General features: G+C 55.2%; 13 protein-coding genes. 10 read left to right on the top strand and 3 right to left on the bottom strand.

From position 1 onward, the window contains the following. The first annotated feature begins 54 nt into the window (after positions 1–54). Positions 55–492 (top strand): ribonuclease HI, encoded by a 438-nt coding sequence (gene rnhA / locus ACTQ34_RS02445; protein ID WP_441362334.1) that lies wholly within the window; start codon positions 55–57, stop codon positions 490–492. An 11-nt stretch (positions 493–503) separates the two neighbouring features. Beyond that, positions 504–1160 carry a hypothetical protein gene (locus tag ACTQ34_RS02440; RefSeq protein WP_441362333.1) on the top strand — a complete coding sequence of 219 codons (657 nt, stop codon included), beginning with the start codon at positions 504–506 and terminating at the stop codon, positions 1158–1160. Between the two features lie 138 nt (positions 1161–1298). Here the strand turns inward: ACTQ34_RS02440 and ACTQ34_RS02435 are convergent, their stop codons facing one another. From ACTQ34_RS02435 to ACTQ34_RS02425, 3 genes are all read right to left on the bottom strand, one after another. Further along, positions 1299–2204 (bottom strand): asparaginase, encoded by a 906-nt coding sequence (locus ACTQ34_RS02435; protein ID WP_441362332.1) that lies wholly within the window; start codon positions 2202–2204, stop codon positions 1299–1301. Between the two features lie 211 nt (positions 2205–2415). After that, positions 2416–3573 carry an iron-containing alcohol dehydrogenase gene (locus ACTQ34_RS02430; protein ID WP_441362331.1) on the bottom strand — a complete coding sequence of 386 codons (1158 nt, stop codon included), beginning with the start codon at positions 3571–3573 and terminating at the stop codon, positions 2416–2418. 1265 nt (positions 3574–4838) lie between these two features. Then, positions 4839–5522 carry a ClpP family protease gene (locus tag ACTQ34_RS02425; RefSeq protein WP_441362330.1) on the bottom strand — a complete coding sequence of 228 codons (684 nt, stop codon included), beginning with the start codon at positions 5520–5522 and terminating at the stop codon, positions 4839–4841. Between the two features lie 359 nt (positions 5523–5881). On the opposite strand from ACTQ34_RS02425, the gene ACTQ34_RS02420 reads away from it, so the two are divergent. From ACTQ34_RS02420 to coaE, 8 genes are all read left to right on the top strand, one after another. Then, positions 5882–6400 carry a peptidylprolyl isomerase gene (locus tag ACTQ34_RS02420; protein ID WP_373164035.1) on the top strand — a complete coding sequence of 173 codons (519 nt, stop codon included), beginning with the start codon at positions 5882–5884 and terminating at the stop codon, positions 6398–6400. 21 nt (positions 6401–6421) lie between these two features. Beyond that, positions 6422–7159: a hypothetical protein gene (locus tag ACTQ34_RS02415; RefSeq protein ID WP_441362329.1), complete on the top strand. Its 738-nt coding sequence runs from the start codon at positions 6422–6424 to the stop codon at positions 7157–7159. A gap of 147 nt (positions 7160–7306) precedes the next feature. Continuing rightward, positions 7307–9235, top strand: coding sequence for a ribosomal protection-like ABC-F family protein (gene abc-f, locus ACTQ34_RS02410; RefSeq protein WP_441362328.1), 1929 nt, complete (start codon positions 7307–7309; stop codon positions 9233–9235). Further along, positions 9232–10014 (top strand): YdcF family protein, encoded by a 783-nt coding sequence (locus tag ACTQ34_RS02405; RefSeq protein ID WP_441362327.1) that lies wholly within the window; start codon positions 9232–9234, stop codon positions 10012–10014. Before abc-f ends, ACTQ34_RS02405 begins: the two co-directional genes overlap by 4 nt. Positions 10015–10030: 16 nt before the next feature. Next, on the top strand, positions 10031–11095 hold the full coding sequence (gene prfA / locus ACTQ34_RS02400; RefSeq protein ID WP_441362326.1) for a peptide chain release factor 1: 1065 nt from the start codon (positions 10031–10033) through the stop codon (positions 11093–11095). A gap of 25 nt (positions 11096–11120) precedes the next feature. Beyond that, positions 11121–11333, top strand: a complete 213-nt coding sequence (locus ACTQ34_RS02395; protein ID WP_441362325.1) for a hypothetical protein — start codon at positions 11121–11123, stop codon at positions 11331–11333. Positions 11334–11359: 26 nt separating this feature from the next. Further along, positions 11360–12388, top strand: coding sequence for an L-threonylcarbamoyladenylate synthase (locus tag ACTQ34_RS02390; protein WP_441362324.1), 1029 nt, complete (start codon positions 11360–11362; stop codon positions 12386–12388). A gap of 29 nt (positions 12389–12417) precedes the next feature. Further along, a complete protein-coding gene (gene coaE, locus ACTQ34_RS02385) occupies positions 12418–13008 on the top strand; it encodes a dephospho-CoA kinase (protein ID WP_441362323.1) in 591 nt (196 codons plus the stop codon). Positions 13009–13010: the final 2 nt, after the last annotated feature.

The following is a 13010-nucleotide window of genomic DNA, read 5'->3' as shown; positions in this document are numbered from 1 at the left end:
AGCCACGGTATCTCGTGGCTTTTGTCATTTTTTGAGTAGAAAACAGGAGGGAATATGAAAAACGTAACGATCTATACCGACGGCGCCTGTTCGGGTAATCCGGGGCCTGGCGGATGGGGCGCGATTTTAAAATATGGAGAGAAGGAAAAGGAGCTTTCCGGTTCCGAGCCTTCCACAACCAACAACCGCATGGAGCTGCTCGGTGTGATTACCGCGCTGGAAACGCTGAAAGAGCCGTGTGCGGTCGATCTGTATTCGGACAGTAAGTATGTGGTTGACGGCATCACCAAGGGCTGGGCCAAAAGCTGGCGTGCCAAAGGGTGGGTGAAAAGCGACAAAAAACCTGCTAAAAACCCGGAGCTATGGGGACGGTTGCTGGATTTATTGGACAAACATACGGTTCGGTTCCATTGGGTGAAAGGCCATGCGGATAATCCATACAATAACCGCTGCGACGAGCTGGCGGTTGCCGCTTATCAGCAATATAAATAAGGAGTGGCCCTATGGAACGGATGCGCCGCGTGCGGAACAGCACGCTGATCTTCTATTATGTATTCACAGTCTGCGCGGCGGTATTGTGCATGCTGCGGGAGTCGACGGTGTACAACGGACTGTTGGTGCTGGCGGCGTTTTTGCTGCCCGCTGTGCCGCATGTGCTGTATCGCCTGTGCCGCCTGCGGCCGGTTTACCTGCTGGAGGTCGTGTTCGACGGGTTTGTGCTGGCGGCGGTGTCGTTTGCCAGCCTGTTCGGCGGGTATGAGCTGATTCCGTACTGGGATAAGATTCTGCACTTCCTATCCGGTTTTCTGTTTGCGGTGCTGGGAACGGCGGTGTATTTTGCCAATAAGCCGGGACATGCCCTTGACCCTGCGGATGCTTTCAATGCTGCGCTGTATACATGGATGTTTGCTATGATGAGCGCGGTGCTGTGGGAAATTTGGGAATACCTGGTTTCTTTTTCGGGCGCGGACCCGCAGCAGGTGGCCTTGACCGGTGTAGGCGATACGATGGGGGATATCATCGTTTGCACGATAGGCGGTCTGATAACGGCGATCTCCTGTTGGAAATACCTGCGGCACATAGGAGAAAACCGCCGTAAGGGCCTGATGATGCATTTGTTCGAAGCGTATTACCGCGAAAATATTCAAAATCGGCTATGAGACACAAAAAACCGACCGAAAGCCAATGCTTTCCGTCGGTTTTTGTTTTGAGCTGTGCTTGTGCAGTATCGGATGCCGTAGAATGGTTGCGCTTGCAAACGCGAAAACATGGGCGAGACACGAGATAAACAGGACGGCTCAGATTTCACCGCACATGACCGCTGCGAGCGCGTCCTCGGTGGTACGGTCACCAAGGGAAATGGCTCCCATGGCTTCCGCGCGGCGGCCAACTGCATAGTGATGCAGATGCACACCGCCTGCGGTACACTGGCTGGCGATATATACGCGTGTGCCGCTTTCAATCAGTGCACGCACCGCGCTTTCCAGTCGCGCGGGAATGCCGCCCGCGCCAAAGGTTTCCAGCATCACTTTGGGATAACCGTGGAGCGCAGCGAAAAAGGTCGGGTCAAGGTCGGGCGTGAGCTTGACAAGCAGCACATGCGGGTCGAGCGAGGTGGGAGCGGTCTGCGCGGGCGGTGCAGCTGGGACATCCCAGCGCACTTTGCCATCCGTTCCGACCGTGCCGAGCGGCGGCATACCTGCTGAAAGAAAAGCATCGATTTGCGTTGAATGGAATTTGACCGTCCGGTTGCCCGCGAGGATTTTGCCGCACAGTACCACAACCACACCTGCTCGTCCGGTGGCCGCGACCCGGCAGGCGTCCAGTAGGTTGCGTGGTGCATCCGAATCGGGCACGCCCATAGGCAGCATCGAACCGGTCAGCACGACGGGTTTGGCAAGGTCGGCCAGCAGGTGGTGCAGCAGCGCAGCAGTGTACGATAAGGTATCTGTACCGTGTGCGATGACAAAGCCGTCGTATCTTTCAGCGTCCCGCCGTACTGCTCGGGCGATGCGCAGCCGGTCGTCTGCGGTCATGTCGGTGGAGTCCAGCTGCATCAGGTCGCGTACGTCCATCGTGCAGAATTCGCTCAGTTTGGGTACAAAATTTACAAGCTCCGCACCGCTCAGCGCAGGTGACAGGCCGTTTTCGGTTTCGTGGCAGGCGATAGTTCCACCGGTGGCCAGCAGAAGCAATTTTTTCATCGGAGAGCCTCCTTTCGCGCCGGTCAGCGCGTAATCAGATAGAAAAAGCCTGCAATCGCAGGCTTTTTCATCAACCGCCCAGCTTAGCCGGGCATTTGATACAAGGAAGAGAAAAAGTTTCGCTCGTCGGAACTTTTTCTCGTTTCGGATGCATCCGCGGCTATGCCGCGGTGCATCCCCCCTCGCGGAAAGCTGCATGCTTTCCACGAAATTATTTATAGCTTTCCTCCAAAATGCCGATAATATCCTCGCGCGAAAGCGGGCGCGGGTCGACGCGGAACAGGCCGCCCATCGTGTCGATGGCGTTGTCCGCAATTTTGCCGAAGTCTTCCGGCTGCACGCCATAACCCGACAGGCGCAGTTCGCTGACATTGCAGCGCTTTTGCAGGTCGGTAAGCGCTGCGATAAAGTCTTCCGGTTTCTGCGCATCCGCGTGACCAAGTGCACGGGCGATGGCAACCAGTTTATCACCCGAGGACTCAAAAAAGCGGCTCCAGTACGCCTTGGAAATCATGATTAGACCGGCGCCGTGCGGCAGTGCCGGATGGAACGCGCTCAGCGCATGCTCGATGGCATGTTCGCCTGTGCAGCTGGACAGCGTTTCAACAAAGCCTGCCAGGGTGTTCGCCAGCGCAACATCGGCACGTGCGTCGGCGTTGCCGCCTTCATGTACAGCGGTCGCAAGAGAACGGCCGATTAATTCGATTGCCTTGAGCGAGAACATTTCGCTGACGGGCGAGGCGGTGGTGGCGATATAGCCTTCCGCCGCGTGGAAAAATGCGTCAAAGCCCTGATAAGCGGTCAAATGGGGCGGAACGGTCATCATAAAGTCGGGGTCGACAATCGAGATGGTCGGGAAACATTTCTCACCGCCGCCGCCGATTTTCTCTTCGCCGTTGGTGATCACCGTGAATGGATCGGCTTCGGTGCCCGTGCCTGCGGTGGTCGGGATGGCAACGATCGGCAGGCCGACCTTGGCAATGCGTTTGCCGCCGCCCGTGCCGCCGTGGATGTAATCCCACCAGTCGCCTTCATTGGTGGCCATGATAGCGACTGCTTTAGCCGTATCAATGGAGGAACCGCCGCCCAGGCCTACGACGAATGAAATGTTTTCTGCGCGGCACAGGGCAGCACATTCGCGCACACCCTCGATGGTCGGGTTGGGCTGCACCTTGTTGTAAACCATGGTTTCGTGTCCGGCTTCCGCCAGTGCGTCGGCTACCTTGGCCACATAGCCTAAACGGGTGGTGGAAGTGCCGCCGGTGATAATCAGGCCGCGGCCTTCCGGCAGACGGGCGCGCGCCAGTTTTTTAACCGATCTGGGACCGAAAAACAGACGGGTCGGCATGTAAAAGCTGAAAATATCCATTATACTTGTGCCTCCTTTGAAAAAAGGGGGTCGAAATGACCCCCAAAGCAATGTTTGCAATACTACATTTGATATAGGGCGTAAAACACACCCAATAATACCATTATAGCAAATTCACATGTCCTTGAAAAGAGGAAAAACGCTGAAAGAGAACAATTTCTTTCGTGCAAAATGACCGTGAAAAAACATAAAATAACGCTTGACGTTGTGCAATGTTGATGATATTATAATGTCACAGAAAAGATAAGGGCAAACACCAGAGGGAAAGTAAAGCAGGGGCTTTACAAAAAGGCGAAACCCATTCTTATTCTGAGAGGACTGGCGTAAAGCCAAATACGACCGGAGAAAGAGGTGAGTCCAATGGTAACAGAAGAGACATCCTATTCGTTCGCGGGACTCGCCGCGACGCTGTAACCGAAACGATCAAGGTGATAGCTATAAAAATGAGCGAGTTCCAGACAATCAAAACGAACCGCCTGAAAAGCGCGATCGACTTCTGAAAGAAGTAAGGAACGGCACCTTTGAGGAAGCTATCCTCGTGATATCCATCCGTGAAACATACTGACGATGCAAGTGGATCGAGGCAGCAGGAAAGTAAGGTTCGCGCATGAAAGAACCCTGAATCTGATGCGTTGGCGAATGAAAAAGAATCCGTGACGATGCCTGCAAAACCAAAAATAGTGCGCATCCAATGGCCGATGGGCATACTGATGAGTATGATGCCGCAAAAGCGAGCCAGAGCACAAGATTGAGATGATATCAAAACTTGCTGAAAGTGGTTCGGGTAAGCAGGAACAGAATCGAACGATAGCCCGCCGAGTAAGAGACGCATTGGCAATTGAGATAGAGTTCCCGAATGTAAGAAAGGTTAGCGACGAAAAGTATTCATTACCAAACGAACCGCAGTCGGGCGACTCCCGTGAACAATAGGATACAAGTTCCTGTAAAAGGCAGGAAAGAGAAGCAGTCAGCCGAAGATATCAAATTGTATCGTGCAAACCGGGCTTTTGGTTTTCAGAATATGGGGGCAAAAGCATCGCCGGTCAAAATGGATAGCTTCACAAAACTGCGAAAAACGGATCGGAGCATGGTTTCATTTCGATGCCGATGGCGGACGCCATGGCAGGGTAACGGAAGAGAAACAAAGGAGAACCCGTCCGTGCAGAAAAAATAAATACAGCGGGAAATATCCTGCTGGGAAAAGAGAATCTATGGAAATCTGGAAGTAAAAGGCCTCGTCTGGTGACGGGGCCTTTGTTGTTGCGTCAGGATTCGGGTGTTTTACCAATCATGTTATATAGTGCGTTGAGCGCATCAGACAGCGTGCCGACGGCATCGATAAGACCGATATCAACCGCTTGCTTACCTGAAATTACCGTGCCGACATCTGCGGTCAGCTGACCGGTTTCGCGCATGAGCTGCTGCAGGCATTGTGCGGAAATGTGAGAGTGTCCGGTGATGAAATCCACAATCCGCTCCTGAATCTTGGAAAGGTACTCAAACGCCTGCGGCACGGCAATAATCGTGCCGTTCATACGCACAGGATGGATGGTCATCGCCGCTGAAGCTGCAATAAAACTCTTTTTTGCCGCGACTGCCAGCGGCACGCCAATCGAGTGTCCGCCGCCCAACACAAGCGAGACGGTCGGCTTGGTCATGCCCGCGATCAGCTCGGCAATGGCAAGGCCTGCTTCCACGTCACCGCCCACTGTATTGAGCAGGATGAGCATGCCGTCAATTTCCTCGGCCTGCTCGACAGCAGTGATCTGCGGAATCAGATGCTCGTACTTGGTTGTTTTGTTTTGTGCGGGCAGTTCCATATGCCCTTCGATTTGGCCGACAATGGTGATGCAGTGCACCGTGCCGCGTGAAGTCTTAGCCGTAATGGAACCGGTCTCGGCAATGTTGTTTTCCTCGGGCGCCTGAATGGTTGGATTTTCCTCTGCCATATTGCTCCTCCTTTTATGCACAAGCGTTCTCGAATTCAGTTTGCCGCGTTACATATCGAATTATCCCCTGATAGCTCTTTCCACAGGCTTTATTACAATCCGTAAACGGCTTCCCCGCGGAATTGGGGGTGGTTGTGGGGTCAATTACTGAAAGTTATCCACTTTGTACACAGGGTTATCCCCAAAGGGCCTGTGGAAAGACCTGTGCATAAAGTGGATTTCTTGACTGCTGTACGGAAATTACATGCATAGAGTTTCATTATGGAAACATTGCTTGCCGTTTTGCGGGAAATTTGTTACAATACATATATATGCTTAACATATATATGCTTAAAATCGTAATAATGGAGTGATATATCATGAGTAACCCGATTGTTACAATCGAAATGGAGCAGGGCGGCGTGATTCGCGCAGAGCTCTATCCTGAGGTCGCCCCTAATACGGTCCGCAATTTCATTTCCCTGATTCAAAAGGGCTTTTATAACGGCACGATTTTCCACCGCGTCATTCCGGGCTTTATGATCCAGGGCGGCGACCCGGAGGGCACCGGCATGGGCGGACCGGGTTATGAGATTCGTGGTGAATTTACCGCAAATGGTTTCCAGAACGACCTGAACCACACCCGCGGCGTGCTTTCCATGGCGCGCACGATGGCGCCGGACTCTGCCGGCAGCCAGTTCTTTATCATGACGGAGGATTCGCCCCATCTGGATGGTCAGTATGCTTCTTTCGGCATGGTCATTGAGGGCATGGATGTGGTGGACGGCATTGTGAATGCCCCGCGCGACTGGCATGACCGTCCCCGTCAGGAACAGAAAATGAAAACCGTCACGGTTGATACCATGGGCGTGGAGTACGAGCAGCCAGAAACCCTGTAAGCAGAAAGAAGGGGAACGGTATTGTATTATACCAATAAGGAGATTTTTGTCCTGTCCTCGGTTGGCTGCATGGACACCGAACCGGACGGGCTGGAATCTATCCTCGCCGGAAATGAAGAAGGGGCGAAGGGCTGCTGCCTGTCGGTTGATATGACCGCGGACGGCATTGCAGTGCTTTCGTCGGATGGCTATTGCGTGGCGGCAGACGGTACGCAGATGAGCATTGCCGATTTCAGCTATGCGGAGCTGCATCAGGTGGCGCCGCAGCTCATTCCGGCCGGACAGGCCATCGAGCTGGCGCGCACCTGTCAGGCAAAGATTGCGATAACGGTACATAACCAGACGCTTCTGCCGCAGCTGCGCATGACGCTGCGCCATGTAAACTATCTGGACGATACGATTTTTGTCGGTTTGGGATTGGTGGAGGCGGCGCGTATCGCGGTGGCCAATCCCGATCTGCACATTATGGGTGAGTTGCCCGCGTTGCCGGACAACATCGACGCATTGGTGCAGGCGGCGCAGACAACCGGTTTGTTCGGCTTGCGCGCGGCTGCCGGGGATTTGACGTCGCGATTGATAGACGCCTGTAAGCAAGCGGGTCTGTTCACCATGAGCCTGCCGACCAACAACGAGCGCACACTGGCCGGGCTGATTCACAGCGGAGTCAACTTCATCGAAACCGGACGGCCGGACATCACCGCCATGCTGCTGCCGGCAGGCCAGTCCGAACCGCATCAGATTCCGATGATGCGCTATTGATGCAGAATAAGAAGCGGATACCAAGGGGGAGAACAGGCGTGTTCTCTCCTTTTTTGCGTGCATATGAGGGTGTGTTAGGGTTTTCCGCAAGGCAAAAACGTGTTATAATATCTCTGATTACCAATCAACCGAAAGGAGCCGCCTGACGTGGCTGATATTTCCGTACAAAATCTGACCAAATACTACGGCGACAAGCTGATTTTACAGAATATTTCCTTTGACATCCAGCCGGGAGAAAAGGTGGCGATCCTCGGCGCAAACGGCGCGGGAAAGACAACGCTGCTGAACGTCCTGACCGGTCGCTTGCCTTACGATGGTGGGCATGTATCCTTTGGACAGGGGAAAACCGCGGGTGTGATTGACCAGATGCCGGATTTCCCGCCCGAATCTACGGTTGAGGATGTGCTGCGTCTTGCTTTCCGCGAGTCGGACGAGGTGGCCGCTGCAATGGATGAATTGACCGACGAAATGACCCGCCGACCGGATGACGCATCGCTGCTCAAGCGGTATGCGCAGCTCGAAACCCGTCTGGAAATTCTGGGCGGCTATAACCGGGATTACGAGATTGACCGCGTATGCAACGGTCTGGATATTCCCGAGGCAATGCGTGCGCAGCAGTTTGCACTGTTATCCGGCGGGGAAAAGACGCGCATCAACCTTGCGCGTATTATTTTGGAGCAAACCGACATCCTGCTGCTCGACGAGCCGACCAACCATCTGGACATGCAGGCAGTGGATTGGCTTGGGGAATACCTCGAAAATTATCGCGGCACTGTTATGATTATTTCCCACGACCGCTGGTTTATTGATCAGTGTTGCGATCGCGTTATCGAAATTCACGACTGCACCTGCGATTTCTATAACGGCAATTACTCGTATTACGCGGTCGAGCGGGAGCGCCGTCGAGAAGAGCAGCTCAAGCACCATGAGCATGAGCTGGCCGAGAAAAAGCGTCTCGAGGCGACCGCCCGTGCCATGCACGAGCACGGCACCGAGCATCTTGCCAAGCGTGCGGCGTCCATCGAGAAGCGCATTGCGCGCATGAAAGTAACCGACCGGCCCAAGACCGAAAAGAAAATGACCGTCACATTTGGCGACCCGAACTATGAGACGGAGGAAGTCCTCAAGGTCAAGGATATTACAAAGAGTTATGATGGGCGGGAAATATTATACGATATTAGCTTCAATATTCGCAACCGCGAAAAGGTCGCATTGCTCGGTGCGAACGGCGCGGGTAAAACCACGCTGCTCAAAATCCTGCTTGGCGAGGAAACACCGGATAACGGCGTGATTCGTAAGGGCGTGGGGTTGCGCCCCGCCTATTTGCCGCAGCAGGTGCACTTTGCCAATCCGCACCGCAACCTGATTGACACGCTGATTTACGATAAGAACGTGTCGATGCAGGTGGCGCGCAACCGGCTGGGCTCGTTCCAGTTTACGGGTGAGCAGCAGATGAAAACCGTGGAAATGTTGTCCGGCGGCGAGAAAAGTCGTCTGCGGCTGTGCGAGCTGATGTACGACCCGCTCAATTTCCTCATCCTTGACGAGCCAACCAACCATTTGGATTTGGCCAGCCGTGAATGGATTGAGGAGGCGGTTGAGGCGTTCGATGGCACGCTGCTGTTTGTCTCGCATGACCGCTACTTTGTCGAGCGGTTTGCTACGCGCGTGCTGTATCTGGAGGATGGGCAGCTGATTGACTTTATCGGCTCATATTCCGATTTCCTGAAATACCGCGAAAAAGGGGAAAAGCCGGATACTCCCGCGCCTGTCCCGGCGCCAAAACGCAAAAAGCCCGATGTCCCGACATTGGACGACGTTCCCCGCCCGCCGGAAAAGCCAAAGCGCACGGGCGGCACAAAAAATCTACAAAAACAGCTCAATACGCTGGAACGGGAAATTTCCCAGCTGGAACAGCAGTCGGCGGATCTCGAGCAACAGATGATCGCGGCTTCGTCCGATTCAGCGCGGCTGTTAGAACTTATGACCGAAAAGGAAGCATGCGACGAGTCGCTGGCCGCCAAGATGGATGAATGGGAGGCTGTCGCGGCTGAATTGGAGGAGTTGCAGCAATGATCGAACGTAAAATCTGGCTGACGCTTGCGGCAGTGTTCGCCGTGGGCGGCGTGGTGCAGCTGCCGTGGGCGCCGTCACGTTTTGGCGCAGCGTTCTTCCTTGCACTGGCTGTCGGCTGCGCCGGAATGTGGCTGGTGCTGCGCGGGCAGGAGGCATTCCGTGCCTGCCGCGTACTGGCGGTACTTGGGCGCGTGCTGTTCGCGCTGTTTGTCCTGTCGTTTGCCGCGATTCAGATTTTTGTGATTCAGGCAGGTATGCAGGCGGAACAGGCCGACACGCAGGCGGATTACTATATTGTGCTCGGTGCGCTGGTCAATCCGGACGGACAGCCGTCCGCTGCGCTTGCGGCGCGATGTGACACCGCGGCGGAGCTGCTGACCGCTAATCCGGACAGCAAAGCGGTGCTGTGCGGCGGGCAGGGCGGAAACGAGCCGTGCACCGAAGCGGATTCCATGTTCGCGTACCTAACCGAGCAAAAGGGAATTGACCCTGCTCGTCTGCTGCGCGAGGATGCGTCTACCAATACGATTGAAAATTTGGAAAATGCACGCGCGCTGATTGAAACAGCGGATGCACGCGACCATGCGGATTATGTTGCTGCGGTTATCACCAGCGATTATCATTTGGCGCGCGCCAAGGTGCTGATGCGTCGTGCGGGCTACGAGGAGGGGCTGGGTATACCCGCGCCTACGCCTTATCCCGGTCAGTGGGTTGCGGTGCGCTGCCGGGAATATTGCTCAATCCTTGGGCTGATGCTGACCGGCCGTTGGACGGTCTGAGGGGAAGGAGAAACGCATGTTTGAAAAAGTAAAGGGATTGTGCCAGCGCATGGATGAGCTGGAAGCCCGTCTGTCCGAGCCGGGGCTGTACGATGACCCTGACCGTGCGGCAAAGCTGCTCAAAGAGCGCAATGAGCTGGAGCCGATTGTTGTGACTTACCGCGCCTATGAGCAGGCGCAGCAGACGATTGCAGATGCGACCGAAATGCTGTCCGACCCGGACATGAAGGAACTGGCGCAGGAGGAGCTGCATGCGGCCAAGGCGGAGGAAAAGCGGCTGGAGGATGAACTGAAGATTCTGCTGCTGCCCAAAGACCCGAATGATGACAAAAATATTTTCGTGGAAATACGCGGCGGCGCAGGCGGTGAGGAAAGCGCGCTGTTTGCGGCTGATTTATACCGCATGTACACAATGTATGCGGATAAGCGCGGCTGGCAGACCGAAGTGATGAGTGCGTCCGAGACCGAGCTGGGCGGCTATAAGGAAATCGTATTCCGTGTGGCGGGGGATAAGGTGTATTCGCGGCTCAAGTTTGAAAGTGGTGTTCATCGCGTGCAGCGCGTGCCCGAAACCGAGAGTCAGGGCCGTGTCCACACCTCGACCACAACGGTCGCGGTGCTGCCCGAAGCGGAAGAGGTGGACTTCTACCTCGACCCCAACGACCTGCGTATTGATACCTTTCGTTCATCAGGCGCGGGCGGTCAGCATATCAATAAAACATCCTCGGCCATTCGCGTCACTCACATTCCGACCGGCACGGTTGTCGAATGTCAGGATGAGCGCAGCCAGCATAAGAACAAGGACAAAGCGCTGCGCGTGCTGCGCAGCCGTCTATATGAGGCCGAGGTGGAAAAACAGCAGGCCGCTATTGCCGCCGACCGCAAAAGTCAGGTCGGCACGGGTGACCGGTCGGAGCGTATCCGCACCTATAATTTCCCGGAAAACCGCGTATCCGATCACCGCATTAAGCTGACGCTCTATAAGCTCGACCAGTTTTTAAACGGTGATATGGATGAGATTCTGGACGCGCTCATTGCGGCGGACACCGCCGAAAAGCTGAAGGCACAGAGCGAAGCCTGACCCCCTCGAAAGGAGAACCTGTACGATGAATGAACTTTCTGCGCTCATGCAGTCCGCGCCATGGCTGGTGATTGGTGGCGCGTTGGTGGCGCTTAATCTGATTTTGTTTGTGCTTAAAATCACAAAGCGGCTGCTTCTGCTTGCAATTGGCGCTGTGCTGGTGGCAGTCGGCATTTACACCGGTGTGATTGAGACTCCGGATGCATTGCTGGCGCTGCCAATGATATATTTAGGGTAAAAACCCCATATGGAAGTGAAATAAACATGAAAACAATCATGATTTCCCCACAAAAAGATAAAAATGCGGTAAAAACGGCAGCTGACTTCGTTTTACAGGGCGAAGTGGTGGGTATGCCCACAGAAACGGTCTATGGACTTGCTGCCAATGCCTTGAATGGGGAAGCGGTGGCAAAAATCTTTCGTGCGAAGGGCCGCCCGCAGGATAACCCGCTGATTGTGCATATCGCGGACTTCGAGCAGATTTATGACCTGTGCCCGACGGTACCGCCGCAGGCGAAGCTGCTGGCTGAGGCGTTCTGGCCCGGTCCGCTGACCATGATTGTGCCAAAAGGTGACTGCATTCCGAATGAGGTTTCGTGCGGACTGGAAACGGTCGGCATTCGCCTGCCGTCGCATCCGCTGGCGCGTGCGCTCATTCGCGCGGCAGGCGTGCCGCTTGCTGCTCCGTCGGCTAATACGTCCGGCCGACCGTCCACCACGACGGCCGAACACGTGCTGCGTGATATGGACGGCCGCATCGCCGCGATTTTGGATGGCGGACCGTGCGGCGTGGGCGTGGAGTCCACGGTTGTGACGCTTGCGCTCGATAAACCGCGTTTGCTGCGGCCGGGCGGCGTGACGCTCGAGCAGCTCCAAACCGTGCTGGGGGAGGTCGAGGTCGACCGCGCGCTGTATGAAAAAATTGGAGACGATGTCAAGGTGTCCGCGCCTGGCATGAAATATCGCCACTATGCGCCGAAAGCACCTGTGACGGTGGTGCGTGGCACCCCACAAAAGACGGCAAAATACATCGCGGAACACCTGTCTGGACCCACTGGCGTTCTTTGTTTTGATGAATATGAAGATGATTTCCCCACTTGCGTGGTTGAATGCTTTGGTTCGCAGAACGACCTGGCCACACAGGCGCGCGAGGTGTTCGACCGGCTGCGCGCGTTTGACGACACGGACGTACAGCAGATTTGGGCGCAGTGCCCATCCGATGAAGGACTGGGGCTTGCGGTCGCCAACCGTATCAAAAAGGCCGCAGGCTTTCATGTGATCGAACTGGATTGACTGCATAACCCGCAAAGGAAGGTGGAAAAATGAGAATCATCGGCCTAACCGGTGGCAGCGGTACAGGGAAAGGGACGTTTGCCGCCCTGCTGCGCGACAAGGGAGCGGGCTGGGTAGATGCGGACGCGGTTTATCGCGCTTTGTGTGCGGAAAATCGAGACATGCTGCATCAGCTTGACACCACATTCGACGGCGTGCTGGACGAGACCGGCGCACTTAACCGTCCAAAACTTGCGCGCATCGTGTTTGCCGACCCGGCAAAACTGCAAAAACTGAATGAAATCACCCTGCCTTACATCCGTGCCGCGTCCTTGGACGCCATGCGCGCACAGGGAGATTGTCCGTTTGTGCTGTACGATGCACCGACGCTGTTTGAAGCGGGGGTGGACGACCTGTGCGAGTGTATCATCGGCGTGTTGGCCGATACCGAGGTGCGCGTGCAGCGCATTATGGCGCGCGACGGTTTGGACGAGCAGGCGGCACGTGCCCGCATCGGCGCGCAGCCGGACGCGGATTTCTATCGCGCGCGATGCAATTACATTGTGGAAAACAACGGCGACCTTGCCGACTTGCAGCGACAGGCCGACGCAATTTTTAAAGATTTATGCAAAGGAGACTGAGT

It is taken from the genome of Agathobaculum sp. LCP25S3_E8 (genome assembly GCF_052117165.1).
Lineage (GTDB): Bacteria > Bacillota > Clostridia > Oscillospirales > Butyricicoccaceae > Agathobaculum.
Note: the sequence above shows the minus strand (reverse complement) of the source record. Positions and strands in the feature narration are given on the sequence as shown.